Genomic DNA, 26788 nt, shown 5'->3' on the forward strand with positions numbered 1-26788 from the left:
CATCCTCCGACTCCGGCTATTTAGACGTGATGTCGATTATTCAGCGTCTCCCTCAGGACACCATCAACCGCATCGCCGCCGGCGAGGTGGTCGAGCGTCCCGCCTCAGCCATTAAGGAACTGGTCGAGAACGCCATCGACGCGGGCGCGACGCGCATTGCGATTTCAGCGTCACAGGGCGGTTTGTCGCGCATCCTGATCGAGGACAATGGCTCCGGCATGGGGCCGGACGATCTGCAACTGGCCATAGAGCGCCACGCGACTTCCAAGCTGAAACCGCAGGCCGACGGTTCGTGGGATCTGCTGCATATCCAGACGCTTGGGTTTCGCGGCGAGGCCCTGCCGTCGATGGGTTCGGTGGCGCGCCTGAACATCGTTTCGCGCGTCAGAGGCGGCGAGGCGCTGGCCATTGAGGTGGACGCGGGACGTGTTTCGCCCCTGCGTCCCGCCGCCTTCGGGCTGGAGCATGGCGCGCGCGTCGAGCTGTCCGACCTGTTCTACGCCACCCCCGCCCGGCTGAAGTTCATGAAGTCCGAGCGCGCCGAGAACATGGCCATCACCGAAGAAGTGCGGCGGCAGGCCATGGCGCATGAACATGTCGGCTTCGAGCTGGAGCTGGACGGCAAGAAGACGCTGAAACTCTATGCCGAAGCCGCCGGATTCGAGGGCCGCCTGCGTCGCCTGGCCGCCCTGCTCGGCGCTGATTTCGGCGACAACGCCCTGCTGATCGACCAGCAGCGCGAAGGCGTGCGCCTGTCAGGCTATGCGGGTCTGCCGACCTTTTCGCGCGGCAATGCGGCGCACCAATATCTGTTCGTCAACAACCGTCCGGTGCGCGATAAATTGCTGGCCGGGGCCTTGCGCGCAGCCTACGCCGATTTTCTGGCGCGCGACCGGCATCCGCTGGCGGCGCTGTTTCTTGAGATCGACCCGCAGGATCTCGACGTTAACGTCCATCCCGCTAAGGCCGAGGTGCGCTTCCGTGATCCCAATCTGGTGCGCGGCCTGATCATCGGCGCGCTCAAACACGCCCTGGCCTCGGCGGGCCATCGCGCCGCCACCACCGTGGCGCAGACCACCCTGTCCAGCTTCCGCCCGCAAACCATGGTGCAGCCGCTGCTGAACCTGAACCGGCCCTCGCCTGCGCACATCGCCGCCGTCAGGCCGTACCTGACGCCGGAAGCATCGCCCTTTTCGCCGACCGCACGCGTCGAGGCGCCGATCGCCGACTATCCAGAGCCGTTCTATGGCGTAGCCGAAGCTGAGCCGGAAAGCGCCGTCGTCGAACCGGCGCAGACCGAGGCCTTCCCGCTCGGTGCGGCGCGCGCGCAACTACACGAAACCTATATCATCGCGCAAACCATTGATGGCCTGGTCATCGTCGATCAGCACGCCGCGCACGAGCGGCTCGTCTATGAGGAGATGAAGACAGCGATGGCGGAGGGGCATGTGCAGAGCCAGGCCCTGCTGATCCCCGATATTGTCGATCTGGAGCGCGATGAGGTCGCCCGCCTGATGGCGCGGGCCAAGGATCTGGCCGAGATGGGCCTGACTCTCGAAGCCTTCGGCCCGTCCAGCGTGCTGGTGCGCGAAATCCCCGCCCTGCTCGGCGATTGCGACATCGCCGGGCTGGTGCGCGATCTGGCCGACGATCTCAGCGAACACGGCGAACTGCTGGCGCTGAAAGAGCGGATGGCGGAAATCTGCGGCGATCACGCCTGTCGGCACAGCGTCCGCTCAGGCCGACGCCTTAATGCCGAGGAGATGAACGCCCTGTTGCGCCAGATGGAGGCTACGCCGCATTCCGGCCAGTGCAACCATGGTCGCCCGACCTATGTCGAGTTAAAGCTCAAGGACATAGAAAGACTGTTCGGACGGCGCTGAACCCGCCGCCCATCAGCCCTGAGTCGATAACAAAAAAACCCGCCACCAAAAGGTAGCAGGCGTGTGCGGATCAGCGTTGCGTCAGATTGAGAACGATGAGGCTGACCCCCATCAACATACCCCAGGCCTGAACGCTCAGACCGGCCAGAAGGAGCAGCTTCAGCGCGTCGGAGCGGCGCTTCGGCGCGCGCGTCTTGACAGCCTCTACGGTTTGAAAATCCATCACATCACCCCTAATTTTTAAGGTCGTTACGGGGAGATTGTCTCAAAAAAGACCTCCTCCACGATCCCAGGACGAACAGCAATTTTTGTGCCTTATGACTGGCCGCGCGCCGTTTACGCCTTGTTAAGGACATACTGTGGACAAGATCGGAAAACCGTCAATATATAATTTTGATGAGTGCGCCAAATATGCCACTTATGCGATAAAGAAATAATAAAATATCAATAAAATCAGAAGGTTGAAATTAGGATTTTTTTTGCTTCAGGAAAGAAACGCGCGCCGCGCCATAGGTTTTGGCGTTGCATATTTCCCACGCATCCGTGATAAAAATATCTTCGTCACTGGCGTGCTCAAACACGATGGCCGCGTTTTCGGACAGCCAGTCGCCGTCGCTCAAGGCCGTCAGCGCCTTCTCGCCCAATCCCTTATGGTAGGGCGGGTCCAGAAACACCAGATCGAAGGCTTCGGACGGCCCGCCGGGGCGTTGCCCCAGTTGCGTGGCGTCGCGGCGGTGGACGCGCGTATTGCCGAACAGGCCGAAGGTTTCGACATTGTCGCGGATCGCGCCGCGCGCTTCATCATCGGTCTCGACAAACAGACAGAAGGCGGCGCCGCGCGACATGGCTTCGAAGCCCAGCGCGCCCGATCCGGCGAAAATATCCATGACCCGCGCGCCCTCCAGGGCTGGCGCCCAGTCGGCGTGCGCCAGCACATTGAAGATGGCCTCACGCGCGCGGTCGGAGGTCGGGCGCGTAGTACGCCCGTCCGGCGCCGTCAGGGCGCGTCCCTTGAAATCGCCGCCGACGATGCGCATGGCCTAGCCTCGCGGCTTGCGCGGACCGGAGGGCTTGCCCGCAAACGGCCTGCCGCCGGGCGTGCCTCCCGGTTTGCCGCCAAATGGCTTCTTGGCGCCAAAAGACCGCTCGCCGCCCTCGCCCTTGGGCGCGCGCGTCCGCTCGCGGTTTTCCGGACGCGGCGTCCACTTCCCGTCGCTGCGCTCCGGGCGATTCCTGCCTTGTCCTTCGCTACGCTCTGGACGTTTCCAGCCCTGCCCTTCGCTGCGCGCCGGGCGGGGCGTCCAATTACGCTCCCCATTCTCAGCGCGTGGCTTGCCTTCGCCGCGCGGCTTATAGGGCTTTTTCGCGCCGGGGCCGAACTCGGCCTTGGCGCGTTCATAGGCGCCGGACTCGTCGAGGTCACGGCGCGGTTTAAAACCGCGTTCGGGGCGCGCGCCTGCGGGTTTATCGCCGAAAGTCTTGCGCGGCTTGTAAGCGCGCTCCCCGACTTCGCTGCGCTCTGGACGTTTCCAGCCCTGTCCTTCGCTGCGCTCCGGGCGCGACCTGTTTTGTCCTTCGCTACGCTCAGGACGGGGCGTCCATTTGCGCTCACCCTGCGGTCGGTCGCCAAAATCGCCGCGCGGTTTGAATTCGCGCGGCTTGAATTCGCGCTGCGGGCGGCGGTCGCGGCTTTCGCCGTCGCCTTCAAAGCGCGGACGCTCATCGAAGTCACGATCTTTAAATTCGCGGCGGTCTTCGAAGGCGCGGCGCGACTTGGTCGGCCTGCGGGCCTCATCGTCCTTGCCGGCGCCAAAGCGGTCGCCGCCCGCGCGACGCCCAACCGGCTTGCCGTCCGCGCCGGTGGCGTCACGCGAAGAACGCCCCGGCGTCCGGGTCTGCGATGCGCCTTCCGGCGGCAGATTGCGTAACTCGATCACATCTCCCAGCAGCTCGCGGATGACGCGCGGCCCGACCTCTTCGACATCGCCGGGCTCCAGATTGCCGAGTTGGAACGGCCCATACGCCAGACGGATCAGGCGATTGACCTTAAGTCCAATCGATTCCAGCACCTTGCGGACTTCGCGATTCTTGCCTTCGGTGATCGAGACGGTCAGCCAGACATTGGCGCGCCCGTCGGCCTTTTCCGCCACCTTGTCGAGCGAGGCCTCCATCGGGCCATAGATCACGCCATCGACGGTCGTGCCGTCCTTGAGGCGGTCGAGGCGCGCCTGCGTCGTATGGCCCAGGGCGCGGGCGCGATAACGCCGCACCCAGCCCGAAGACGGCTTTTCCAGCGCGCGCGCCAGTTCGCCGTCATTGGTCAGCAGCAGCAGCCCTTCAGAATTGAGATCGAGCCGTCCGACGCTGATCACGCGCGGCAGACCGGCGGGCAGTTTGTCGAACACGGTCGAACGGCCTTCGGGATCGCGATGCGTGGTCACCAGACCGACCGGCTTATGATAACGCCACAGGCGCGTCGGCTCGGCCTTGCCGATCACCTGACCATCAACCGTAATCACGTCCGTCGCCTTGACCAGCACGGCGGGCGTGTCGAGAATGCGGCCATTGACCGCGATCTTGCCCAGCCCGATCAGCCGCTCGACCTCGCGGCGCGACGCAAGGCCTGCGCGCGCCAGCACCTTGGCGATGCGTTCGGAAGGCTTGGCGTCCTTGGCGTCGGGCTTCTTAGCCCCCAGTTTTTTGCCGTCGGCTTTTTTGCGATCCGGCTTGCCCGCGGCGTCACGCGCCTCGCGCATTGCCTGCGGAATGTAGAGGTGACCGTCCGCCATGTCCTGCGCGTCCTGCTGCGCTTTAAGCTCCTGCGCCGTCGGCTCGCGCGGGGTTTCGGCTTCGTCACGCTCTCCAGCGTTACTGTCTTGGGTCACGTCGATGACTCTTTCTAAATTACGGCAATCGCCTTTTTGCTTGACGCCGCGCGCCGGAAACGTCTTTTGGAAACATGGCCCTAACGGACAGGTTTCCAGACGATGACGCCCTGATGCAGGCGGCGTTGGACCAGGCGCGCGAAGCGGCCCTGGCCGGTGAAGCGCCGATTGGCGCTCTAATCTTCGATCCGTCAAGTAAAACCATTGTAACAGCGCAAAGAAATTCGCCGATCGCGCGGCATGATCCGTGCGCCCATGCCGAGATTCTGGCCCTGCGCGCCGCCGGACGACAGCTCGGCAATTACCGCCTGACCGGGCTCTGGCTCTATGTGACGCTGGAGCCGTGCGCCATGTGCGCAGGCGCCATCAGCCATGCGCGGATCGGTCGCCTCATCTATGGCGCCGACGACGCCAAGGGCGGCGCCATAGCACATGGACCGCAATTCTTCGCGCAGCCCACCTGCCACTGGCGACCGGAGGTCGCCTCCGGCGTGCTGGCCGAAGACAGCGCTGACCTGCTCAGGAACTTTTTCCGGGCGCGCCGGAAAAAGGGTTCAAATACCGCGCCGGATAGGGTCTAAATAGTCGCATGCAACACTTCGACTTCGGCCCCGTGCAGAGTTTTCTCGATACGCTGAACCAGCAGGCGCAGCAGTACTGGCGGCATCTGGCGGAAAAGCCTGACTTCTTCGCCAATATCGGCTGGGCGGCGCTGATCCTGCTGATCACCATGCTGATCTCCAACATGGCGTCGAACGCGGTTAAGCGCGCGGCGCGGCGGCTGGTGCATAAGGACGGCGACCGGACGCTGCTGGAATTCTTCTCGCAGATCGTGCGCTGGATCGTGCTGGTGGTGGGTCTGGTCGCCTGTCTGAACCGTCTGGGCGTGCAGACCGCCTCTCTGCTGACCGTGCTGGGCGCCGCGTCTCTGGCTATTGGCCTGGCGCTGCAAGGCACGTTGAGCAATGTCGCGGCGGGTCTGATGATCCTGCTCAACAAGCCCTATCGTATCGGCGACATCATCCGCGTCGGCGAGGTGCAGGGCACGGTGCATCGGCTCGGCGTGTTCGCCACCGAGATCAATAATACTGACAGCGTGCGGGTCTTCGTGCCGAACACCAAGGTGTTCTCCAACGAGATCATCAACATCACCAACAACGCCTCGATGAAGATCGAGCTGATCATCGGGGTCGATTACGACAGCGACCTGCCCTTCGTCGCCAGACTGCTCAAGGAGGTCGCCGACCGCCAGCCTGATCGGCTGGAGGCGCCGGAGCCTCTGGTCGGTTTCACCGACTTCGCCGACAGCAGCATCAACGCCAAAGTGTTGATGTGGGTGCTGCCGACGCGCGCCCTCGTGGCCCGCTCGGCCCTGATCATGGACATCAAGGCCGAGTTCGACAAACACGGGATCAATATCCCGTTCCCGCATCAGGTCGAGGTGCGCAAGGAACCGCCAGCGCCTGCTTCGCCAAAGATTTAAAATGCGTAGCGCAAGCCAAGGGCGACGACCGGATAGGTCTTGAAGCTGTCCATATCGCTCTGCAAATCCTTGCGCTCCTGGTTCAGGGCATCCTGATAGGTCGGGTTGTTAGCGTAGGTTCCGTCCGAGGTCAGGGTCACGCGGGACTTGCCCTGGAAATAGGCGCCCGCCTCCAGATTGATTTGCATCGGCCCGATCGGCCAGCGCGCGCCGAGGCCCAGATAGGGGGCCGTATCGCTGAACTTGCCGCGCGCCGTCAGGGTGCCGATCTGATCGGGCGTAAACGGTATGCCGCCGATGTCGGTGGTTGAGGTCGGCCGCGCCGTGGCGTGAATCTTATTGTCGTTGCTGTAGAGCCCCGCCGTCACATAGAGCGGGCCGTCGGCGACGAAGCGATAATCAATCTGCCCGCCCCATGAGGCCAGTTTCAGTTTGCCGTCATAGCGGATATCGTCGCTGGTTGTGTTGTAGTCCCAGTCATAGCCGTTGACGAGCGCGCGCACCGTCCAGTGCGAGGTAAGATCGACGCCGAATTCGCCGCCGACGCCCAGGGTCGAGACGCGCGCCCCGGCGAAAACGTGGTCGGCGGCCTGCGCCTGCCCGCCGATGAACAAGGCCGCAGCTATCGCGGCAGTATAGGCCAGATGACGCATGATATAACCCTCTCCATGTTGAGTGCGGGCAAAGGGTAGCTTTCGCCGCATTGGGAACAAGGCGGATCATGGTGTGAAATGATCAACGGAGGATAAAAGGGTTAAAACCCTTTGCGGCCGATCTCGTAGAAGCGCTCGGCGCGTTGCGCGACCAGTTGGTCCGGCGTCATGAAGCTGAGCGCGCGCAGTTCTTCTTCCAGCACGCCGCCCAGCATATGGATCATCGCTTCCTTGTCGGAATGGGCGCCGCCCGCCGGTTCTTCGACGATGCGATCGACAATGCCCATCTTCAGCAGGTCCGGCGCCGTGATCTTCATGCGGTCGGCGGCTTCCTTGGCGCGCGCGCCGTCCTTCCACAGGATCGAGGCGGCGCCTTCGGGCGAGATCACGCTGTAGATCGAATGTTCGAGAATCAGCACGCGATTGGCGGCCGCGATGGCGATGGCTCCGCCGGAGCCGCCCTCGCCCGTTATGGTCGCCACCATGGGCGCGCGTAAGGTCAGGCATTTTTCCGTGGAACGTGCGATGGCCTCGGCCTGACCGCGCTCCTCGGCGCCCAGGCCCGGATAGGCGCCCGCCGTATCGACGAAACTCAGCACCGGTAGGCCGAACTGCTCGGCCATCTCCATCAGGCGCACCGATTTGCGATAGCCTTCCGGGCGCGCCATGCCAAAATTGTGCTTGAGGCGGCTATTGGTGTCGTGGCCCTTTTCGTGGCCCATGATCACCACCGGCTGGCCGCGGAACCGGCCAAGGCCGCCGACGATCGCCTGATCGTCGCCGAACTTGCGGTCGCCGCGCAGTTCGACGAAATCCTCGATCAGACCGTTGATATAATCGACCAGATGCGGGCGTTCCGGGTGGCGCGCCACCTGCGTCTTCTGCCACGGCTCCAGCACGGAATAGGTTTCGCGCCGCAGCACCTCGGTGCGCTGGCGCAGCGCGTCCAGTTCCTTGTCGAGCTTGGCGCCGCCCGATTCGGACAGGGCCGACAGCTCTTCGATCTTGGCTTCCAGGTCCGCAATGGGACGCTCAAATTCCAGATAGTGACGCATTCAACCTGTCCGAACAGCCTTATTCAAGTCGCGCACATTTAAGGGAGAAGGCGCATAACAGCAAGCCCTTGCCCCTTAATGCGATTTTTTCTACAAAACCATACCCAGTCCGTGCGCCAGTTCGTGCAGTTTCCGGTCCAGAGTCCACAAGAGGGCGTCCGGCGTCAGACGGCAAGCCGCCAGCAGGTGCGCATCGACCCAGCCGACTCCGCAGCCCGACAGATTCGCGCTCTCAATGAGGCTCAGCACCTCGTCGTGACTGGCGCAGACCGCTTGCGGAAGATTGCGCAGAAGATGCGGTACGGGGCTGCGCCGCGCCAGGCCGCCGAGCATCAGTTCCCCCAGCACAAAAGGATGGGCGAGAATCTGACCGCGCTCCAGCCGCAGGGCCAGTTCGCTCTGTCCGTTACGCAAATGCGCGATCCAGATCGACGTGTCGGCCAGAATCATGGGGAAAGATCAGCCGAACGTCCGACGCGGCGGCGCGACCAGGTCCGGCTCAGTCCCCCCCAGACGCGCCAGTCGCCGCGCGCTTTCGCGTTCGATCAGCGCCTTTAACGCTTCGCGCATCAGGGCCGCGCGCTCCGTCACGCCGGTCAGCGCGGCGGCTTCGTCCAGTAGATCATCATCAAGTGTCAAGGTTGTGCGCATGGAACGCCTCCTGCATCAAAAATAGCATCAAGTGATGCAGTTTTCAATGCGCCTCGTGCGCGCGTTTCGCCAGCGGATGATGACTCTCCACGACCTCGCGCAGGCGCTCGCCTGCGACATGGGTGTAGATCTGCGTGGTCGAGATGTCGGCGTGGCCCAGCAGGGTCTGCACAACGCGCAAGTCAGCGCCGCCTTCCAGCAGATGGGTGGCGAAGGCGTGGCGCAGGACGTGCGGGCTGACGCGCGCCGGGTCGATGCCCGCATTCAGCGCCGCCTCGTCCAGCAACTGCCCGACGCGGCGGCGGGTCAGATGGCCCTCCTTGCCGCGTGAAGCGAACAGGTGGGGATTCGCTTTATCGCCGCGCGGCAGGAAATGCGGGCGGATGTCGAGATAGGCCTTGATCGCCGCGCGCGCCGACAGATTGAGCGGGACCAGCCGTTCGACGCCGCCCTTGCCCTTGACGATCAGATAGGCCGGATCGCGCGCCACGGCGTCGAGGCGCAGGCCGACCAGTTCCGAAATCCGCATCCCCGACGCATAGGCCATTTCGATCAGGCATTCGAGGCGGATAGCCTGATGCGCGGGTTTTTTGTTTGCGCTAACGCTTTGCTCCTTGAGCGCGGGTCCATCCGCCGCGCGGATCAACGCCTCGATCTCGGCGCGCGACAGGATTTTCGGCAGCGAGCGACCTTTACGCGCGGCGGCGGTCTTGCGGCTCGGATCGGCCTCAATCAGGTTTTCGCTCAGGCAGAAGCGGTAGAATTGCCGGATCGCCGACCGCCGACGCAACAGCGACGACGACGCCAGACCGCGCGCTTCAAGCGTCTCAAAATACTTCGCAATGTCGGCCTCGCCAAGCCGCAACAGCCCCGGCGCGTCCACACCCAGCGTCTCGCAGACATCCGCCAGATCGCGGCCATAGGCGTCCAGAGTCAGGCGCGCGGCGTTGCGCTCGACGCTGAGCATTTGCAGGAATTGGCCGACCGGGTCGAATTTCATACGCGCATACTGGTCTTGCCGCCCTAACATCGTGTAAAGTCCCGATATGAAAACCGTTTTCCCGCCTTTGCGGAGCCTTGCGCGCCGCCCATGACCGCCTCCCCTGATCCGGCGCCGGACTCGGCGTCGCGGCCCTTACCGACGCGCCCCGTCTTCGCCCTGCCCAAAACCGTCGCCCTGGTCGGCCTGATGGGGGTCGGCAAGACCACGATCGGTCGTCGCCTGGCCGAGCATTTCCACCTGCCCTTTACCGACGCCGACGAAGAAATCGAGCGCGCGGCGGGCCAGAGCATACCCGACATCTTCGCCCAGCACGGCGAGGCCTATTTCCGCGATGGCGAACAGCGCGTGATTGCGCGCCTGCTCGATGGTCCGACGCAGATTCTCGCCACCGGCGGCGGGGCCATGACGCATGAAAAGACGCGCCTGAATCTCAAGGACCGCGCCGTCACGATCTGGCTGCGCACCGATCTGAGGGTGCTGGCGCGCCGCGTCGCCAATCGCCCGCACCGCCCGCTGCTCAAGGACCGCGACCCGATGGACGTGCTGAAAGAGCATGTCGCGAAGCGTTATCCCTTCTACGAACAGGCGGACATTGTCGTCGACACCGGCGATCATTCGCACAACCGCGCGCTCGATCAGGTGCTCGACGCGCTTTACGCCTATCTGCAACGGACCTCACAGCTATGATCGACCCCCGCCGCATTCCCGTCTCCGGCGAAGGCTTCAAACCGTATGACGTGGTCGTCGGCCACGGCCTGCTGCGCGAAGCCGAACGCTGGGTCGGACCGTTCCTGCGCAACAAGCGCGTGGTCATGGTCACCGACAGCAACGTCGGCCCGCTGCACGCCGACGCGATTCTCAAACAGTTCGAGGCCGCCGGTCACAAGACGCATCTGATCACCGTCCCGGCAGGCGAGACGTCAAAATCGTTTGAAGGTCTGAAATTCGTCATCGACGCCATGATCGATGGCGGCCTCGACCGCAGGGACGTGGTGATCGCGCTGGGCGGCGGCGTGATCGGCGACCTGACGGGCTTTGCCTGCGCCATCTATATGCGCGGCATCGACTTCATCCAGATCCCGACCACGGTGTTGGCCCAGGTCGATTCGTCGGTCGGCGGCAAGACCGCCATCGACCATGAGCGCGGCAAAAATCTGATTGGCGCCTTCTGGCAGCCGCGCCTGGTGCTGTGCGATCTCGACGCGCTGACGACCCTGCCCGCGCGGGAAATCCGCTGCGGTTACGCCGAGATCATCAAGTACGGCCTCTTGGGCGACCGCGCCTTTTTCGACTGGCTGGAAGCCCATGACGACAAGGTGCTGGCCCTGGAGCCGGAGGCGCTGCAATACGCAATCGCGCGCAGCGTCGAGATGAAGGCCGAGATCGTGGCGCAGGACGAACGCGAAGGCGGGGTGCGCGCCCTGCTTAATCTCGGCCACACCTTCGGCCACGCTCTGGAGGCCGAGGTCGGCTTCGGAGACGCGCTGCTGCATGGCGAAGCCGTCGCCATCGGCATGTGCCAGGCCTTCCGCTACAGCGCCCTGAGCGGCGAATGCACGGAAGCCGACGAGGCGCGCGCCGTCAAGGCGATCCATCACGCCGGTCTGCCGACGAAGATGAGCGATATTCGCTGGCAGGACGGTCGCAACGCGCCGTTCGACGCCTGCCGCCTCATCGAACATATGGGCCATGACAAGAAGGCCGAGGACGGCCACCTGACCTTTGTTCTGGTCGGCGGCATTGGTCGCGCCTTCGTGGCGAAGAAGGTGGACCGCGCCGCCATTCTGGATTTTCTCGTGCTGGACGGCGCGATCCTTAGCGAGGACGCACAATGCTGATCGCCACCTTCGCCACCTTGATTCCCATCCTTTTGGTGATTCTCGCCATTTCCGCCCTGTTCAGCGCGGGGGAAACCTCCCTGACGGCGGCGTCACGCGGGCGCATGCACCAGCTTGAACGCGAAGGCGACCGCGCCGCGCGCCGCGTCAACCGCCTGCTGTCGAATCAGGAAAAAATGATCGGCGCGATCCTGCTGTTGCAAAACGTGCTGAATATCGGCGCTTCCGCCGTCGCCACCGTCTCCATCGACCGGGTGATACCGGGACCGTGGGGCGCGGCGATCTCGACCGGTCTGATGACCACTCTGGTGCTGGTGTTTGGCGAGGTGCTGCCCAAGACGCTGGCCATCATGAGGCCCGACGACGTGGCGCGTTTTCTGTCGCGCCCGGTTCTCTGGGCCGTGGTGTCGCTGGGGCCGATCATCACCGCCGTGCAGTGGTTCGTGCGCGGTACGCTGGGCCTGTTCGGCGTCAGGCTGTCGATGGAGGTCGATGTTCTGGCCGCGCACGAGGAAATCAGGGGCGCGGTCGAATATCACCATGACGAAGGCGCGGTCAAAAGCGAGGACCGCAACATGTTCCGCGGCGTGCTGGACCTGGCCGATCTCGACGTCAGCCAGATCATGGTGCATCGCAAGTCGATCGACATGATCGACGCCGATCTGTCGACCGCCGACATTATCGAAGCGGCGCTGAATTTCAGCCATACCCGTATTCCGCTTTATCGCGACAATACCGAGAACATTATCGGCGTGCTGCATGCGCGCGACCTGATGGCGGCGATCACCCGCGCCGGCGGCCAGACCGATAAGGTCGATGTCGCGGCGGTGCTGCGCGAACCGTGGTTCATCCCCGACACCACCAATCTCAAGGACCAGTTGGCGGCCTTCCTGAAAAAGAAGATGCACTTCGCCCTGGTGGTCGATGAATATGGCGCGCTTCAGGGCCTCGTCACGCTGGAGGATATCCTTGAGGAGATTGTCGGCGAGATCGACGACGAGCACGACGCCGTGTTGAACGCCATCCGCCGCCAGAGCGACGGCTCGGTGCATGTCGATGGCGACCTGCCGATCCGCGACCTCAACCGCTATCTGGACTGGGAGTTGCCCGACGACCACGCCGTCACCGTGGCGGGGCTGGTCATCCATGAGGCGCGCACCATACCGGAACCCGGCCAGACCTTCATCTTCTACGACCGCAAGTTCCAGATTTTACGCAAACAACGCAACCAGATCACCGCGATCAAGATCACCGTGGTGCCAAAGGTCCATGACGAGGACTGAGGCCGCTTCAAAGAGGCGACGGTAAGAAGGTTTATCCACAGATTACGCAGATGACACAGATTTCATGGCGATTGCCCGTCGCGGTTCGCGCCATAATCATGCTCGATGAGAGGCGCAAAGCGCCTTTAACAAAGCCACATCCACCAACGATAGCGGTAGCGTGTCATAAGCCCGGAATATCTGTGTAATCTGTGGATAAACCTCCTTTACGAGGCTTGCAGATAGCTTGGCGGTCATTATCAAAAAAAGCCCTCCGGCGCCAAACCGGAGGGCTTTTTAACAGGTTGTACGCTCCCCTACTCCGCCGGCTCTTCCTTGCCCTGAGCATGGAAGGCCGGGGCGATCATCTTGCCGAAGAAGTTCGAGATCTGGTCAACGATCGTGTACATGACCGGGATGAACAGCAACGACAGCAGGGTCGAGGTGATCAGCCCGCCGATCACGGCGATGGCCATGGGCTGACGGAAGCTGTCATTGCCGACCGCGACCGGGATCATCCCGGCGCCCATCGCCACCGTGGTCATGACGATCGGTCGCGCGCGTTTGCGCGCCGCCTGCATCAGGGCGTCGAGCCGCGTCATACCGCTCTTCATCGCCACCATCGCGTATTCGACCAGCAGGATTGAGTTCTTGGCCGCGATGCCGGTCAACATGATCAGGCCGATCAGCGACGGCATCGAGATCGACATATGGAACATGATCAGGCCGACAAAGGCGCCGCCATAGGAGACGGGCAAAGCCATCAGAACCGTGAACGGATGTGAGAAGGAGCCGAACAGAAGCACCAGCACCACATACATCAGGCCGATGCCGGTCGCGATGGCGATAATGAAGTTGGGCACCATCTCATTGAAGTCCTCGGTGTTCGGATTGACGATGGTGTGAACGCCGGGGATTTCGCCCTTATTGACCTTCTGCATGATCGGCAGCTTGGCCACCGCGGCGTCCGCCGTGCCCTGCGGCACGCCGTTCAGGTCCGCCGACACCGTCGCCACGCGCGTGCGGTCGATGCGGTTGATCTGGATCGGACCGGCGCCATAGGAGATGTCCGCCACCGCCGACAGCGGCACCGAGGTTCCGTACTTGGTCGGCACCTGCAGATTGGTCAGGTTGTTGATGTTCTCGCGCGCCGAATAAGGCAGCAGGACGCGGATCGGGATCTGGCGGTCGCCCTGATTGAACTTGGCAAGCACCTGGTCAATATCCCCGACCGTGGCGACGCGCGCCGCCGAGGAGATGGCCATGGTCGAAACGCCCATCAGGGCCGCCTGATCCGCCTTGGGTGTGATCTGGATTTCCGGTTGGGTCAGATTATCCGCCGACTGCACATTGGCCAGTTCAGGCAGGCCCGCCATTTCGCGTTGCAGCTCCGCCGAGGTCTGGTTGAGCAGGTCGCCATTGTCCGAGGCCAGGATATAGGCCACGCCGGTGCCGCCGCCGCCCTGCTGACCGAAGGAGGCGCGCACGCCCGGATAGGTCTTGAGCGTCTTGGAGAATTCCTGCTCGAACTCGGCCTGGCTGAGCTTGCGCTCCTTTTTCGGTTTCAGATTGGCGATGATCGTCGCCGAACCGACCTTTTCCGAAGCGTAGTCGGAAACGACTTCGCTGTGGGTATGCAGGTCATGCTCGATACGCTTCACCACCGCGTCGGTCTCCTCAAGCGTCGCGCCCGGCGGCAGGGACAGGCTCATGACCGACATCGAATTGTCCGAAGCCGGAATGGATTCCTGCGGGATGGTCACCATCAGCGCGATCGAACCGATGAAGAAAGATACACCGAAAATGATCACCGCCCAGCGCGCGCTCAGGAACGAGGTCTTGAACTTCACCGTCATGAAGATGAACAGCAGCAACACGGCGACGCCGATCAGCATCACAATCCCGCCGGTCGTCATCATGGCCTGCGCCGCCATCACATGACCGCCATGCGCGCTGGCCGCAGCTTCCTGCGCGGCCATCTGGGCCTGCATCTTGGCCGCCGCCGCTTCGGGCAGGTGCAATTTGCCAGCCTTGAACAGGCCGCCCATAATCAGGCCCCAGCCCGGTCCGAAGAACATCAGAAACAACAGGAGGCCGATCTCCAGCAGCAGCCAGCGCACCTTGACGTAATTCTTCGAAAAGATCAGGCCCAGCACGATCGCGCCGCCCAGCGCGACCGCCATCCCGATCAGTTGCGGCATGGCGTGCGCCACGCTGTCCTGCTTCGACGCCATGGCGAAGAAGATGCAGGCCAGGACGACGCCATGGAAGATGATGAAGCCGCGCCATTTCAGATGGCCGCCCAGACACCAGTGCAGCAGTTTCTGATAACCGTCCATCCAGAACGGCTTGTCTTCGTGATGCCCCTGATCGCGCAGCAGATAGGCGCCCATCAGCGGAGTCAGGGTCCGCGCCACCACCAGCGAGAAGAAGACGCTGACGCAGGAGGCGATGGCGAAGCTCTTGAAGAACTGCCCGACAATGCCCGGCATGAAGCCGGTCGGGGCGAACACCGCAATCAGGGTCGCGGTCGTAGCGACAACCGCCAGACCGATTTCGTCGGCGGCCTCGATAGCGGCGGGATACGGCTTCTTGCCCTCGCGCATATGGCGGACGATGTTCTCGATCTCCACAATGGCGTCATCGACCAGGATGCCGATGGTCAGCGACAGGGCCAGCAGCGTCACCACGTTCAGCGACTGGTTCAGCGCGTCCATGACGAAGAAGGTCGGCAGCAGCGACATCGGCATGGCCACCGCCGAGATCAGCGTGGCGCGCCAGTCGCGCAGGAACAGGAAGACCACGGCCACGGCCAGCAGAGCGCCGATGACCAGCGATTCCATCGAACTGTCATAGCTGCGTTGCACGTCATCGACCGACGAAGCGACCTGCTCGATCTGGATATGCGGGTCGTCCTTCTTGAGCTGGGCGATCACCTTGCGCACCTCGCCCGCCACGCGCACCTCGGAGGTGCCGCGCGTGCGTTCGACGCTGAAGCCGACCACTTCGTTGCCGTTGTAACGCGCACGCGCCGTTGGCCGCGACCAGGTGTCGGTGACCGTGGCGACGTCGCCCAGACGCACGCTCGTGCCATTCGACAGGGTGATGCGCTTGTCCGCCAGATCAGCGACGCTGTTGGCGTTGCCCATGGTGCGGATGTTCTGCTGCGAGTCGCCGGTATTGAAGGTGCCGCCCGGCATGTTGACGTTGAACGAGCGCAACTGGCTGGAAATATCGGCGGCGGTCACGCCCAGCGCCGCCAGCTTGCCGGGATCCAGCTCGACGCGGATTTCACGATCGACGCCGCCGTCACGGTTGATGCTCGACACACCCTTGACCGCATGCACCTTCTTGCCGATGTCGTTATCGACGTACCAGGACAGTTGCTCCGGGTCCATATTGTCGGCGCGGATGATGTAGCTCAGAAGCGCCTGCCCCTGCGCGTTCTCGACGCGCGAGACGATCGGATCCTGAATGTCATTGGGCAGGTTGCCGCGAATGCCCGCCACGGCATTGCGCACGTCGTTGGTGTCCTTTTCCAGATCGGTGTCGAGCTGGAAGGTGATCACCGTGGTCGAGGCGCCTTCATTGACATAGGACTGGGTGTGGCGCACGCCCGACAGACCGGCCACCGAATCTTCGACAATGCGCGTGACCTGGTTCTGCAATTCTTCCGGCGCGGCGCCGGAGCGCACGACCGTGACCACGACGATCGGAAAGTCGATGTCGGGCCAGTTGTTCACGCGCAGAGACTGAAAGCCCATGATCCCGGCGATGGTCATCACCAGGAAGAAAACAACCGTCGGAATCGGATTGCGGATCGACCAGGACGAAATCTGGAAGCTGCTGGCGCGTTCGACGCCTTCTGGGGTCGCCATGCGCCTAGCCTCCAGCCGTTTCGCTGCCCGACGCCGCCGCGACCGGCTTGACCGTATCGCCGTCGTTCAGGAAGCCTGCGCCCGTGGTCACGACGCGGTCGCCCGGCGCGACGGCGTCCTTCAGCACGACATTATTGCCGACATGGTCGCCCAGCGTCACCTTGCGCAGATGCACCTTGTTGTCCGCAGAGATATAATAGACGGCGGGTTTGTTTTCCGAATAGACGATGGCGGTCTGCGGAACCTCCATCACGCTTTGCAGACCGGCGTCGATGCTGCCTTGCGCGAACATGCCCGGTCGAAGACCCGACGCCCACGGCACCGAAATGCGCGCCATGCCGAGCCGCGTGTCGGGATCGACCTCCGGCGTGACAATGCGCACCGTTCCATTGACAGGGCCCGTCGATTCGCTGGTCACAACCGCGCTCATGCCCGGCTTGATGGCGTGCAGATCGGATTCGACCACCTGCATGTTCAGTTCGATGCGCGCGTCGCGCACGATGCGGAACAGTTCCGCGCCCTGCTGCACGATCTGACCCAGCACCGCCTTGCGCGAGGTGACCACGCCCGCGACCGGCGCGCGCACCGTCGCCAGCGACAACTGCGTCTGCGCCGTCTCAAGCGCCGCCTGGGTCGTCAGCATCGAGGCCTGCGCCTGATCGAGGCCCGCCGCGGACAGATAGCCCTGCTTGTACAGAGTTTCGGCGCGCTGATAGGCCTTGTTGGCCTGATCGTAATTGGCGCTGGCCTGTTTGAGCTGCGCCTGCAAAAGCACGTCATTCATCTTCAGCAGGGGCTGGCCCTGCGTCACGGTCTGGCCTTCATCGGCCAGCAGCGCCACGGCGGTCAGGCCGCCGGTTTCGGCGCCGACCGGCACCTCCTGCCAGGCGCTGATCGAGCCGGAGCCGGTGATATGCACCGGCGCGCTGACCTGTTGCACGACAGCGTAATTGACGGTCGCCGCATGCGACGCCGCCGAATTGTCGCCATTCGCCTTCTTGGCGCATCCCTGCACGCCCGCCATGACGGCCAGCATCACGCCCGCCGTCAGCCATACCGGCTTCAGCCTCATCTTCTGCCCCGAATTATGCACGTCGTGTCGATCCTGATTTTTTATAACTGAGCTGTCAGCCTGATGTTAGCGGACATGATGCTGGCGGCTCCGCGACGAGTCAACGAAACCTAACATTAAAATTCCTACATCTTGTACGCTGGAACTGTGTCGCCTGTTTTGCCACACATGGTCTTAACCCGCGACTAAAACTGTCAGCAATCATATTCTCTGCGCGCTTGAAATACGCGCCAGCGTAGCGGATAGTCGTTGCGGACCTATCGGGAGGGCTTCATGCGCTGGCAGGATGGACGCGAGAGCGGCGTTGAGGATCGCCGCGGCGGCGGCATCGGAGCGCCGCATATTGTCGGCGGCGGGAGCCTCGGCGTCATCATCGTCGTTCTGCTGCTGTCCTTCGTCTTCCATGTCGATCCGAGGCAGTTGCTGTCCGCAACAGGCGGCGACGCGGGGACCGAGGCCGCAGGCTCAGGTCCGGTGGCGGCCTCATCCTGCCCTGCGGACGACGAGACCTGCCGCTTCGCCGACATCGTCCACACCTCAACCGACGACATCTGGTCGTCGATCTTCGCGTCCGAGGGCAAGACCTATCGCCCGTCCGCTATCGTGCTCTATTCGCAGGGCACGCAGACCGGCTGCGGTTACGGCCAGTCGGCCATGGGGCCGTTCTACTGCCCGGAAGACGAGAAGATCTACCTCGATCTCGACTTCTTCACCACGCTCGAACAGCAATTGGGCGCCCGCGGCGACTTCGCCCGCGCCTATGTGATCGCCCATGAAGAAGGCCATCACACCCAGAAGCTGCTCGGCGTTTCCGACGCCGTTCACGAACAGGAGCAGGGCCTGAGCAAGACCGCCGCCAACAGGCTGTCCGTGCGGCTGGAGCTTCAGGCCGACTGTTATGCGGGCGTGTGGGCCAGACGTTCCGACGATCAGAAGCACTGGCTGGAGGCGGACGATATTGACGAGGCTTTGGGCGCGGCGGCGGCGGTCGGCGATGATACGCTGCAAAAGGAGACGCAAGGCCGCGTAGTCCCCGACAGCTTCACGCACGGAACCTCTGCGCAGCGCGAACACTGGTTCAAGGCCGGTTTCGCCAAGGGGAGTCCTGCCGATTGCGATACGTTCAGCGGCTCAATTTAGCAGCGGTTCAATTTAGCAGCGGCTCAATCTAAGCTTCGCGCGCTTCCATTTCGGCGTCATGCGCCGGTTCGGCGTGCGGTCGCGGCGCCATCAGCGCCGCCGTCTTGATGCTGGCGTGGGTGACTCCGGCCAGCCGCGCCACCGCCATCTGACGATAATTGTCAAAGCCCTGCATCATGCAGGCGCCAGCGGCGCTCTTGGCCGCCTGACTCAGCGTGGACAGAAAATCGCGCAGGGCGTCCTCCTCGCGTTTGACGCCGTCATATTCCAGACAGACCCCGGACAGGCCGCACTTGGTCAGGGCCGCGATCGCCTTGCGATCGGGGCTGACCGAACCGACCACCGTCATGCAGAACGGCTTGATCAGCGACACGATTTCCAGAATGCGATGCGGCGGCACGCCATCCAGTCCGCGCACTTCAAACAGCACTTTCAGTCCCATTTCCGCCGCTGCGCGCGCGACTTCCGAGGTGATCTTCTGCCGCGCCCGCGCCGAAGCGAAGGTCGAAAAGGCCGCCGGAACCAGCATGACCATCTTGCGCTGCTCCGGGCTTTTCAGCCGCAGCAGCTTCAGGCCCTGATCAATATTGATAATGTCGGCCATTTCACGCAGGCCCCAGTCGAGATTGGCCAGCGCCTTGCGGTCCAGCAGGGCGTTGTCCATCTCGTCCATGACCAGGGATTCAAGGCGATGGCCGATCATGACCATCTTCTTCATCTCGAACAAAGGCTCCGCCGAACTGGCCACCTTCAGCGAGCGGCCGCCATAGGTCACTGACGCCGCCACGATCATCGGACGTTGAATCGCCGTCGCCTGCGGCGCCTCGCCGGGACTGCGGCCATCTTCACTTTGAAACCCGCGACTACGCGCCTTGACCGGCGCCTCGTCTTCATGAGCGGCGTCAAAAAAGGTTTTCAGATCAATCTTTTCCAGAGAAAAGGTGTCAACATCCTCGACCAGAACCTCAAACAACGGCGTCTCCAGCGCGGACATATCGCCGACAAAGAAACCGCAGATGTCGCGCCAGATCTGCGTCATGACCATCGCGCCCTTGCGCGATCCAATCTCAGGCAACAGTCCCATCCAGGCGTCGTCATTGATCGGGATGCACCAGTTGGGCTCCTGATAGTCTCGCTCAAAGGCGGTTTTCAGATGTTCGAAGACGAGTTCGCGCTTGACGTCCCATTTCGCGCCCAGACGCACAATCAGCGTGTCCAATCGCAGCAGGAAGGCGTGCCCGGTGATGTCGACATGAGTCTCGCGCAGACGCTCGACGATTTCCACCGCCCGGTCGTGCTCAATCGCCAGCTTCTCGCGCGCGGTCGCTGACGCGTTCCGGCCGTTCGCAGTCTGGCGTTCGGGGTCGATGTCGGACATGCCGGCCCTTCCGAGATACTCTTACCAGTCTGAACCTTAGTAAGCGGTCGATTGAGACAAGATTAACACAGGGACGATTTTTCGCTCATGCGTCGAAAAATGCGACAGACGCCGCTTTAAGCAAGTGTTCACGCGCTCGCCGCCACATTTGCTACACTTGATTCGCTCAACGCTGATTCGTCAGCCGACTTCACCGGGGATAACGCCGCCTTGGCCCTGCCCGCGCATCTGCAACCGGACCTCGCCCCGACGCCCGTAACGCCGGAAGCGCCGTCGCGCGCGCCGGGGCCGGACGCTGCTGGCGCACTGCCGGTCACGGAACAGGATCTGATTGTGCGACTCGGCCAGATGCCTGCCGAGATCGCCGCGCCTTTGCTGCAGGCCCGCCTGCCCGCCCTGACGCCGCAGGCCCTGCTGGCCCTGATCATGGCGACCGGCGAAGCACATCATCGCCTGATCGCAGGCCGCGCCGGTCTGGACTGGCGCGTGGTCAAGGCGTTGCTGCGCACCCAGCGCGCCAGTGTGCTGCTGGCCCTGCTCGGCAACCCCACAATCGAGTTCGACGCCGAGGACGAAGCCTTTCTGGCGACGCGCGCGCTCGGCGATTCCGACCTGCGCGCCGCCGTCCTCGCCCATCCGCGCCTCAAGGCGGCGCAGGTGCGTCTCGACATCGGCGAACCCCTGTCGCAGATGAATCTGCGCTTGCTGTCACGTCTGCGCGCCGGATCGACGGGCGGCTTCACGCGCGAGGCGGCGCGGCGCCTCGATCTCGACGCCGAAAGCCTGTGGCGCCGCCTGCACAGCGGTTCGGTCGCGCCGCTGGCCCTGCTGGCCTGCGCGCTCGGCTTCGACCGCGCCGCCTTTCGCCGCATCCTTGCGCACTGGCAGGCCGTTCATGGCGGGCAACCGCCCCTGCCGGACGCCCTGAAAGCGCTGATCCTGTCGATTTTCGACCTTACGCCCTCTGCGGCTCTGACGCGCCTGAAAAGCGCATTGGTCTGACAAGGCCGATTTTTGCTTGGCCATGCGCAGGCAATGCTCTTAGATAGGGCTCTCAGATAGGCGCACCCGCCACCGCGATCCCGATCATGTCCCTACGTCTCGACTTCACCGCCTCCGACCGCCCCGAAGCCAGGGCCGCCTGCGAACGCCTGAAGGCGAAATACGGCGCGTCGGACAAACCCGATGTCGTCGTGGCGCTGGGCGGCGACGGCTTCCTGCTGCAAACCGTGCATAAATACCTGCAAGATCGCATTCCGATCTTTGGCATGAATCGCGGCAGCGTCGGTTTTCTGCTCAACGACTACGCCGAAGATGACCTGATCGGGCGCATCCTCAAAAGCGAAAGCACGCTGATCAGCCCACTGGGCATGACCGCGCGCACGCGCTCCGGCGAAACGCACAAGGCGCTGGCCTTCAATGAGGTCTCTCTGCTGCGTCAATCGCACCAGGGCGCCAAGCTGCGCATTCTGATCGACGGCAAGGTGCGGCTTGACGAGTTGATGTGCGACGGCGCCATGGTGGCGACCCCCGCCGGGTCGACCGCTTATAATCTGTCCGCGCACGGACCGATCATCCCCCTGACCGCCAAGGCGCTGGCCCTGACGCCGATCAGCGCCTTCCGTCCCCGGCGCTGGCGCGGCGCCATCCTGCCGCACACCGCTGAGGTGCGTTTCGAGACCCTGGAGGCTGATAAGCGCCCGATCGGCGCCGCCGCCGACACGTTCGACGTGCGCGACGTGATCAGCGTCGATATCGCCGAGGCCGAAGACCTCAAGGCCACCCTGCTGTTCGACGCCGGCAACGGCTATGACGAGCGCGTACTGGCCGAACAGTTCGCCTCCTGACGCTGGCCGCGAAGGCGGCAAGGAAAATGTCGGCGCATTAGCGCTTCTTAAACGCCCGCCGTTTACTTTGATGCGCAGTTGCCCTTGCGAAATTCGGCTTTTCAGGAGTTCCCATGTCGGAAAAGGCCCAGATCATTCAGGTTCCCAACACGCTGCGCGCCAAGGTCGGCGGACGGCTGGGCGCGATCGACAAGGAGGCCATCGCCAAGGCCGAAGCCGCTCTGGCCGACCTGTCCAGCCAGTTCGGCGACTGGCTGCTGGAGGAAATCAAGAAGCTGGAGGACGTGCAGGCGCAGATCAAGGCCGAGGGCCTGAACGCCGCCAACAGCGATCAGCTTTTTTACCGCGCGCATGACCTCAAGGGGCTCGGCACCACCTACGGCTATCCGCTGATCAGCCGCATGGCCGGTTCGCTGTGCAAGATGCTGGACGAGCCGGAAAAGCGCCTGCAGGCCCCGCGCATGCTGGTGGAGGCGCATCTCGACGCCATCCGCGCCATCGTCCGCGACCAGATCAAGGACGAAGGCCACCCGGTCGGCAAAATTCTCTCCGAGACGCTGGAGGCCCGCGTTAAGGAGCATCTGGGAAAAATCGGCATGGATAGCTGACCGTCACCACTATGCTGAGATAAAAAAAAGCCGCCCGGACCGGGCGGCTTTTTCGTTTCTGATGACGCCTCGTCCGCGCCTTACGCGGCCTTCGGCAAGGGCGACTGCGCGCTCAGGCGGCGATCCAGCCGTTCGTACAGATAGATCAGGTCTTCGCGCGGCGCGTAGGGCGCCTGGGTCAGGAAGCGCTCGATCAGCAGGGTCTGAAACCGGCCGGAATCCATGTCGCCCGCTTCGGATGTCAGAGCGCGCCAGGCGTCAACCGCGATGCGGAAGGTCGGAAACAGGCGCGCGGGCAGTCCGGCGCGGTCATAAATCGCACGCAGCCCCAGCGCCCCGGCGTCATGCACCATCAACCAGGTGCGCGCATGCGGCACGCCCGACAGCTCGGCCAGACCATGTTCGAAGAAGCTCATATGGCCCCGCACCAGGGCGCGCAGCAGCAGCGAGGCGTTCAGGCGGCCATTGGCGGCCAGATGTTTGGCCAGCGCCTCCGGGTCGCGATGGCGCCCGGTCTGATCGGCCAGATCGAGCGTGGCGCGCTCCTGGGTCGCCGTGGCGATCTCCAGCGCCGTTTCCGGGCTGATGGCGTGTTGCGCCACCAGTTGCTCGCGCAGAGCGCCGGAGACGATATGGATCAGACGCTCCGACACCGACACCGGCAGGCTGGCGCGGTGAATCAGCACGCTGTGGACGACTTCGGACTCCCCGAAACGATCCAGAACGCGGCCCATGCCGCTTTCGGAAAAGCGCGCATTGTCGTTGGCGCAGGCAATGACCACCGCCTCTTCGACCGCGACTTCGGCCAGGGCCGAGGTGACGGTTTCCGACAGGCTGTCGCGCCGGGCCACGGCGATCTGACGCGCCGGTCCGCCGGAGCGGACGATCTCGGTCAGATCGGCGTCGCTGAACAATGGCGAATGGCTGATCACCGGCGCGGCGACGCTGACCGCGTCCTGAGCCAGCTTCAGGGCGACATCGTGCGGCAACAGATCCGAAGCGCGCAAGGTCACGGCCAGAGCGCGGCGCACCAGTTCGGCGGCGTCCTGCGCCAGCATGCGGACAATGTCCTGCGCCGCTGCGCGTTCGCTCTCGCTGAGCGCGCGGCGCTCCATCAGGCGACAAACCTTGTGCGTGGCGACCGCGCGATCGTCGGCGTTATCGCTGCGCACCAGACGCTCGATGTCGCTCTCGGTCAGCGCCATGCGCTGGGGGGTGAAAAGCGCGTTCATAACAGCGAATCTCCCGTAGGATGCAAGTTGCCGCGAGTCTCGCGCCGGATAGCTAACGAATCCTTTATCCATGCACATATGACGGTAAAATTAACCTTTTTCCGCCCCAGTTCCGCATCGTATTTTTATCGCCTCCTTACAATCGCCGCGCCTGTGGGTAACCGGAAAGCAACGCTTGCGGCGTAAGGTCGCGCACATGAACGCCCCCCTGTCCGCCGCCGCCGCTCCAAAGCCCCTGTCCCGTGACGAGGTTGCGCTCGATTATGGCCTGAAGGCGCAGACGCGCCTGGCCCTCTACGCCGGCGGCTTTTTCGGCATCGGTCTGCCGTTATTGCTATGGGCCGGGCATGTGAACCTGCCGGACTGGATGCTCGCCCTGTGGCTGGCGGCCTTTACGATCGGCTGGGCGGCCTTTCTGGCCCTGCGCCGCCAGACCCAGCGGCTGGAGCCCGCGTCGGAGGAAAGCGATCGCGACAATCTGCGCCAGCGCCTTCTCAGGCATTTCGCCGCCAGCGGCCTGTGGGTGATGATCCATATCGGCGTCTGCCTGAGCGCCGCCATTTACGGCGCGCGGCCCGATATGCTGCTGATGCTGTGCGCGGGCGCCGCCGCAGGCGTCATCTTCTTTTCGGCGCCGATACTGATCGGACTGCTGGTGTTCGGCGCTCTGGCCGCCGCCGCCCCCTTGCTGGCCCTGACCCTGGTTCCGCATGACGCGCAGCTCCTGCAGATCATGTCGGGCGGCCTGGCCCTGACCTTCGCCATGGCCTTCACGCTGAATCGTCACATGCAGGAGCATTATCTGCTCGAACATGCGCGCCTCGGTCTGGCGCGTGAGCGCGAAGCCGCCCGCGCAGAGGCGCAGGCGCAGGGACAGGCGCGCATCGCCCTGATGGAGACCCTGTCGCGCGAAATCCAGACCGGGCTGCGCGGCGTCGAGCAGAACCTGCTGCACGGCCTCACCCACCTGACGCGCGCCCCGGCGCCGCGGCAATATATCGACACCGCGCTGGGCGAAATCGCCCACTTGCAAACCATGCTGACCACCACGCTGGACAATGACACGGCGGCGGCGGGCCGCATCGAACTGGATACGGCGCCTCTGGACATCGCCACGGTCTGCCGCCGTCTGTGCGCGCAGTTCTCCGGTCTGGCGCAAGGCAAGGGTCTAAGTCTGAGTTGCAATCTCGACGCCCTGCCCGCTCATGGCGCGGCTCTGGGCGACGAACACCGCGTCGAGCAGGTGCTGGCGCACCTTCTGTCCAACGCGCTGCTCTATACGGCGCAGGGCCGCGTCGAGCTGAAGGCGCTGGCCCTGCCCGATGGTCTTCTGCGGATTGAGGTCGTCGATTCCGGCCCCGGCCTCAGTCCCGGCGAACTGGCGCAGGCCTTCCGCCCGCACATCCGCATCGCGCGCACCTCGGCGGGCACATCCGGCGCAGGACTGGGCCTGTCCCTGTCGCGCGCGCTGGCTGAACTGATGGGCGGACGCGCGGGCGCTGAAAGCACGCGCGACGTCGGCTCGAAATTCTGGCTCGACCTGCCGTTCGACTCGCAAGCCTCCGCGCCGACGCAAACCCTTGACGTCAAAGACGAACCTATCGCAGCGCCGTCCCTGCGCGTGCTGCTGATCGCTGGCGACAGCCTGCCTGCGCTTGAATTGCGCGACATGCTGGAGCGGCTTGGGCACAAGTGCCTGAGCGCGACGACGCGCGAACGCGGCCTGTCGCTGGCGAAGAAGGCCGAGATCGACGCCTGTGTGATCAGCGCCGGACGCTTCGACGATCTGGACAGCGATGAAGGCTGCGCGCGTCTGGCGACCTTTGTCGCCGCCCTGCAAGCCAGCCAACCCGCCTCGGCGCGCATTCTGGCCCTGCTGCCCGCCGGAGACCAAGCCGAAGCCTTGCAGGCCCTGGGGATCACGCCGCTGATCCTGCCGCAATCGCCGGAAAGCCTCAGCCGCGCCCTGATGCAGGCCTCAGCCCAGCAGACCGGCAAGGCCTGAACCGGCGTCCTTATCCTCATCTGCGCTCGCCGGACCGAAGGCGGACATCAGTTGCGCATTCAGCAGCATGTCGCCGGGCGCGCTTCCCTGACCAAAAACGCCTTGGCCGAACCCGCTGCCGCCAAAGCCGTTGTTCCCGCCAAACACCAAAGACAACAGCATCTGCTCATTGCTGAGGCGCGTCAGGCTGGCGATCAGGCGTGGATCGGCGTCCACGTCCGGCGCTTCCGGCGCGTCCGGCGTCGCAGACACCTTTGCGTCGCCCGCCGTGCGCGTCAGATTGGCCATGACGTCGCTGACCGACAGGGCGTGGCCGTGGCTGTAGAAGATGTTGTGGTTGGCGCGCGCCGCCTGCGGAAACAGGCTGGCCGCGCTGGCCTGCGGTCGCACAGCGTTGGCGTGAATCAGGTCGGCGGCGCCGTCCGGGCCGAGAAAATGCGCGGCGTAGAGTTCGCCCTGCGTCGGGTCGCGTCCGATGCGTCCGCGCAGGTAAGCGGCATGTCCCGCCGTCATCTCCGCCGCCATGGTCGCATTGGCGTCGGGATTGTAACGCAGGGCCAGCACAGCCTGACGCGCGTTCGGGTCGCTGACGTGATAGCGTCCGTCGCGCCCCTTGACGATCTGGTCGGCATAGGCGCCGTAGCCATGGCGCGCGCCATTGGTCTTGAGCATGCCGAGCCAGGTCTGCTCGATAAACTGAAACAACCCCGCCGCCGACGAGGTGCGCGCGCGGGCATTGGGATTGAGCGCGCTCTCGCGCTGCGCCGTCTTGACCAGATAGCCGAAATCGACGCCCGTGGCCCTGGCCGCGCGCTGAATCGCACCGACCACGCCATTGGCGAGCGTCTGCGCGCCCTGGGTCAGGGCGCTGGCGTCAGATGAGGTTCCGGGCAGGATCGACATAATCGGCAAATT

Annotated in this window: 24 protein-coding genes; 11 read left to right on the forward strand and 13 right to left on the reverse strand. The window is 63.8% G+C overall.

All coding sequences use genetic code 11. The features are described 5' to 3' along the window. Positions 1 to 29: 29 nt before the first annotated feature. Entirely contained in the window at positions 30 to 1883 is a 1854-nt protein-coding gene (gene mutL / locus ACTHLA_RS14460; RefSeq protein ID WP_440191023.1) for a DNA mismatch repair endonuclease MutL, read from the forward strand. A gap of 70 nt (positions 1884 to 1953) precedes the next feature. Here mutL and ACTHLA_RS14465 read toward each other — a convergent pair whose 3' ends face one another. From ACTHLA_RS14465 to ACTHLA_RS14475, 3 genes are all read right to left on the reverse strand, one after another. Further along, positions 1954 to 2106, reverse strand: coding sequence for a hypothetical protein (locus ACTHLA_RS14465; RefSeq protein WP_440190775.1), 153 nt, complete (start codon positions 2104 to 2106; stop codon positions 1954 to 1956). A gap of 244 nt (positions 2107 to 2350) precedes the next feature. Further along, entirely contained in the window at positions 2351 to 2920 is a 570-nt protein-coding gene (gene rsmD / locus ACTHLA_RS14470) for a 16S rRNA (guanine(966)-N(2))-methyltransferase RsmD (protein ID WP_440190778.1), read from the reverse strand. A gap of 3 nt (positions 2921 to 2923) precedes the next feature. Further along, positions 2924 to 4768, reverse strand: a complete 1845-nt coding sequence (locus ACTHLA_RS14475) for a pseudouridine synthase (RefSeq protein ID WP_440190781.1) — start codon at positions 4766 to 4768, stop codon at positions 2924 to 2926. A gap of 74 nt (positions 4769 to 4842) precedes the next feature. On the opposite strand from ACTHLA_RS14475, the gene tadA reads away from it, so the two are divergent. After that, on the forward strand, positions 4843 to 5349 hold the full coding sequence (gene tadA / locus ACTHLA_RS14480; RefSeq protein ID WP_440190784.1) for a tRNA adenosine(34) deaminase TadA: 507 nt from the start codon (positions 4843 to 4845) through the stop codon (positions 5347 to 5349). Between the two features lie 8 nt (positions 5350 to 5357). Continuing rightward, positions 5358 to 6251 (forward strand): mechanosensitive ion channel family protein, encoded by an 894-nt coding sequence (locus ACTHLA_RS14485; protein WP_440190787.1) that lies wholly within the window; start codon positions 5358 to 5360, stop codon positions 6249 to 6251. Here the strand turns inward: ACTHLA_RS14485 and ACTHLA_RS14490 are convergent. From ACTHLA_RS14490 to ACTHLA_RS14510, 5 genes are all read right to left on the reverse strand, one after another. Continuing rightward, positions 6248 to 6904 (reverse strand): hypothetical protein, encoded by a 657-nt coding sequence (locus tag ACTHLA_RS14490; RefSeq protein WP_440190790.1) that lies wholly within the window; start codon positions 6902 to 6904, stop codon positions 6248 to 6250. The two genes, ACTHLA_RS14485 and ACTHLA_RS14490, sit on opposite strands and share 4 nt — an antisense overlap. A gap of 101 nt (positions 6905 to 7005) precedes the next feature. Continuing rightward, positions 7006 to 7959: an acetyl-CoA carboxylase carboxyltransferase subunit alpha gene (locus ACTHLA_RS14495; protein ID WP_440190793.1), complete on the reverse strand. Its 954-nt coding sequence runs from the start codon at positions 7957 to 7959 to the stop codon at positions 7006 to 7008. Positions 7960 to 8049: 90 nt separating this feature from the next. Next, a complete protein-coding gene (locus tag ACTHLA_RS14500; protein ID WP_440190795.1) occupies positions 8050 to 8409 on the reverse strand; it encodes a type II toxin-antitoxin system VapC family toxin in 360 nt (119 codons plus the stop codon). 9 nt (positions 8410 to 8418) lie between these two features. Beyond that, on the reverse strand, positions 8419 to 8610 hold the full coding sequence (locus ACTHLA_RS14505; RefSeq protein WP_440190798.1) for a type II toxin-antitoxin system VapB family antitoxin: 192 nt from the start codon (positions 8608 to 8610) through the stop codon (positions 8419 to 8421). 43 nt (positions 8611 to 8653) lie between these two features. Then, positions 8654 to 9610: a site-specific tyrosine recombinase XerD gene (locus ACTHLA_RS14510; protein ID WP_440191026.1), complete on the reverse strand. Its 957-nt coding sequence runs from the start codon at positions 9608 to 9610 to the stop codon at positions 8654 to 8656. A gap of 90 nt (positions 9611 to 9700) precedes the next feature. Here ACTHLA_RS14510 and ACTHLA_RS14515 point away from each other — a divergent pair, with 90 nt between their 5' ends. Genes ACTHLA_RS14515 through ACTHLA_RS14525 form a run of 3 tightly spaced genes read left to right on the forward strand, consistent with a single transcriptional unit; the run spans position 9701 to position 12734 of the window. After that, positions 9701 to 10300: a shikimate kinase gene (locus ACTHLA_RS14515; protein ID WP_440190801.1), complete on the forward strand. Its 600-nt coding sequence runs from the start codon at positions 9701 to 9703 to the stop codon at positions 10298 to 10300. Further along, positions 10297 to 11451, forward strand: a complete 1155-nt coding sequence (gene aroB, locus ACTHLA_RS14520; RefSeq protein ID WP_440190804.1) for a 3-dehydroquinate synthase — start codon at positions 10297 to 10299, stop codon at positions 11449 to 11451. The genes ACTHLA_RS14515 and aroB overlap by 4 nt, the downstream gene beginning before the upstream one ends. Next, positions 11445 to 12734, forward strand: a complete 1290-nt coding sequence (locus ACTHLA_RS14525; protein ID WP_440190807.1) for an HlyC/CorC family transporter — start codon at positions 11445 to 11447, stop codon at positions 12732 to 12734. The genes aroB and ACTHLA_RS14525 overlap by 7 nt, the downstream gene beginning before the upstream one ends. Positions 12735 to 13030: 296 nt before the next feature. On the opposite strand, the gene ACTHLA_RS14530 is transcribed toward ACTHLA_RS14525, so the two are convergent. Both ACTHLA_RS14530 and ACTHLA_RS14535 read right to left on the reverse strand, forming a co-directional pair. Continuing rightward, on the reverse strand, positions 13031 to 16591 hold the full coding sequence (locus tag ACTHLA_RS14530) for an efflux RND transporter permease subunit (RefSeq protein WP_440190809.1): 3561 nt from the start codon (positions 16589 to 16591) through the stop codon (positions 13031 to 13033). 4 nt (positions 16592 to 16595) lie between these two features. After that, positions 16596 to 17663 (reverse strand): efflux RND transporter periplasmic adaptor subunit, encoded by a 1068-nt coding sequence (locus tag ACTHLA_RS14535; protein WP_440190812.1) that lies wholly within the window; start codon positions 17661 to 17663, stop codon positions 16596 to 16598. 273 nt (positions 17664 to 17936) lie between these two features. Between ACTHLA_RS14535 and ypfJ the strand changes: the two genes are divergently transcribed. Next, positions 17937 to 18803, forward strand: coding sequence for a KPN_02809 family neutral zinc metallopeptidase (gene ypfJ / locus ACTHLA_RS14540; protein WP_440190815.1), 867 nt, complete (start codon positions 17937 to 17939; stop codon positions 18801 to 18803). A gap of 28 nt (positions 18804 to 18831) precedes the next feature. Here the strand turns inward: ypfJ and ACTHLA_RS14545 are convergent, their stop codons facing one another. Continuing rightward, entirely contained in the window at positions 18832 to 20181 is a 1350-nt protein-coding gene (locus tag ACTHLA_RS14545) for a hypothetical protein (RefSeq protein ID WP_440190818.1), read from the reverse strand. A gap of 210 nt (positions 20182 to 20391) precedes the next feature. On the opposite strand from ACTHLA_RS14545, the gene ACTHLA_RS14550 reads away from it, so the two are divergent. The 3 genes from ACTHLA_RS14550 (at position 20392) to ACTHLA_RS14560 (ending at position 22636) form a co-directional block, all read left to right on the forward strand. Beyond that, on the forward strand, positions 20392 to 21183 hold the full coding sequence (locus ACTHLA_RS14550; RefSeq protein ID WP_440190821.1) for a DUF2336 domain-containing protein: 792 nt from the start codon (positions 20392 to 20394) through the stop codon (positions 21181 to 21183). Between the two features lie 86 nt (positions 21184 to 21269). Then, positions 21270 to 22028: an NAD kinase gene (locus tag ACTHLA_RS14555; protein WP_440190824.1), complete on the forward strand. Its 759-nt coding sequence runs from the start codon at positions 21270 to 21272 to the stop codon at positions 22026 to 22028. Between the two features lie 113 nt (positions 22029 to 22141). Next, positions 22142 to 22636 (forward strand): Hpt domain-containing protein, encoded by a 495-nt coding sequence (locus ACTHLA_RS14560; RefSeq protein WP_440190827.1) that lies wholly within the window; start codon positions 22142 to 22144, stop codon positions 22634 to 22636. Between the two features lie 80 nt (positions 22637 to 22716). Here ACTHLA_RS14560 and ACTHLA_RS14565 read toward each other — a convergent pair whose 3' ends face one another. Next, the gene (locus ACTHLA_RS14565; protein WP_440190830.1) at positions 22717 to 23868 is read right to left on the reverse strand and encodes a DUF2336 domain-containing protein; all 1152 of its coding nucleotides are present in this window, start codon (positions 23866 to 23868) and stop codon (positions 22717 to 22719) included. Between the two features lie 196 nt (positions 23869 to 24064). On the opposite strand from ACTHLA_RS14565, the gene ACTHLA_RS14570 reads away from it, so the two are divergent. After that, a complete protein-coding gene (locus tag ACTHLA_RS14570; RefSeq protein WP_440190833.1) occupies positions 24065 to 25873 on the forward strand; it encodes an ATP-binding protein in 1809 nt (602 codons plus the stop codon). Here ACTHLA_RS14570 and ACTHLA_RS14575 read toward each other — a convergent pair. Then, positions 25847 to 26776 carry a transglycosylase SLT domain-containing protein gene (locus tag ACTHLA_RS14575; protein ID WP_440190836.1) on the reverse strand — a complete coding sequence of 310 codons (930 nt, stop codon included), beginning with the start codon at positions 26774 to 26776 and terminating at the stop codon, positions 25847 to 25849. The two genes, ACTHLA_RS14570 and ACTHLA_RS14575, sit on opposite strands and share 27 nt — an antisense overlap. Between the last annotated feature and the right edge of the window lie 12 nt (positions 26777 to 26788).

Origin of the sequence: Asticcacaulis sp. (assembly GCF_051956075.1) — a bacterium.
Classification (GTDB): Bacteria; Pseudomonadota; Alphaproteobacteria; order Caulobacterales; family Caulobacteraceae; genus Asticcacaulis.

Coding starts and splice junctions, on each gene's coding strand:
- tadA (WP_440190784.1), top strand. CDS start 4,843: ATGGCCCTAACGGACAGGTTTCCAGACGATGACGCCCTGATGCAGGCG.
- ACTHLA_RS14505 (WP_440190798.1), bottom strand. CDS start 8,610: ATGCGCACAACCTTGACACTTGATGATGATCTACTGGACGAAGCCGCC.
- ACTHLA_RS14515 (WP_440190801.1), top strand. CDS start 9,701: ATGACCGCCTCCCCTGATCCGGCGCCGGACTCGGCGTCGCGGCCCTTA.
- ACTHLA_RS14465 (WP_440190775.1), bottom strand. CDS start 2,106: ATGGATTTTCAAACCGTAGAGGCTGTCAAGACGCGCGCGCCGAAGCGC.
- ACTHLA_RS14535 (WP_440190812.1), bottom strand. CDS start 17,663: ATGAGGCTGAAGCCGGTATGGCTGACGGCGGGCGTGATGCTGGCCGTC.
- aroB (WP_440190804.1), top strand. CDS start 10,297: ATGATCGACCCCCGCCGCATTCCCGTCTCCGGCGAAGGCTTCAAACCG.
- ACTHLA_RS14495 (WP_440190793.1), bottom strand. CDS start 7,959: ATGCGTCACTATCTGGAATTTGAGCGTCCCATTGCGGACCTGGAAGCC.
- ACTHLA_RS14510 (WP_440191026.1), bottom strand. CDS start 9,610: ATGAAATTCGACCCGGTCGGCCAATTCCTGCAAATGCTCAGCGTCGAG.
- ACTHLA_RS14490 (WP_440190790.1), bottom strand. CDS start 6,904: ATGCGTCATCTGGCCTATACTGCCGCGATAGCTGCGGCCTTGTTCATC.
- rsmD (WP_440190778.1), bottom strand. CDS start 2,920: ATGCGCATCGTCGGCGGCGATTTCAAGGGACGCGCCCTGACGGCGCCG.
- ACTHLA_RS14485 (WP_440190787.1), top strand. CDS start 5,358: ATGCAACACTTCGACTTCGGCCCCGTGCAGAGTTTTCTCGATACGCTG.
- ACTHLA_RS14500 (WP_440190795.1), bottom strand. CDS start 8,409: ATGATTCTGGCCGACACGTCGATCTGGATCGCGCATTTGCGTAACGGA.
- ACTHLA_RS14575 (WP_440190836.1), bottom strand. CDS start 26,776: ATGTCGATCCTGCCCGGAACCTCATCTGACGCCAGCGCCCTGACCCAG.
- ACTHLA_RS14530 (WP_440190809.1), bottom strand. CDS start 16,591: ATGGCGACCCCAGAAGGCGTCGAACGCGCCAGCAGCTTCCAGATTTCG.
- ACTHLA_RS14570 (WP_440190833.1), top strand. CDS start 24,065: ATGAACGCCCCCCTGTCCGCCGCCGCCGCTCCAAAGCCCCTGTCCCGT.
- mutL (WP_440191023.1), top strand. CDS start 30: ATGTCGATTATTCAGCGTCTCCCTCAGGACACCATCAACCGCATCGCC.
- ACTHLA_RS14525 (WP_440190807.1), top strand. CDS start 11,445: ATGCTGATCGCCACCTTCGCCACCTTGATTCCCATCCTTTTGGTGATT.
- ACTHLA_RS14555 (WP_440190824.1), top strand. CDS start 21,270: ATGTCCCTACGTCTCGACTTCACCGCCTCCGACCGCCCCGAAGCCAGG.
- ACTHLA_RS14545 (WP_440190818.1), bottom strand. CDS start 20,181: ATGTCCGACATCGACCCCGAACGCCAGACTGCGAACGGCCGGAACGCG.
- ACTHLA_RS14565 (WP_440190830.1), bottom strand. CDS start 23,868: ATGAACGCGCTTTTCACCCCCCAGCGCATGGCGCTGACCGAGAGCGAC.
- ypfJ (WP_440190815.1), top strand. CDS start 17,937: ATGCGCTGGCAGGATGGACGCGAGAGCGGCGTTGAGGATCGCCGCGGC.
- ACTHLA_RS14560 (WP_440190827.1), top strand. CDS start 22,142: ATGTCGGAAAAGGCCCAGATCATTCAGGTTCCCAACACGCTGCGCGCC.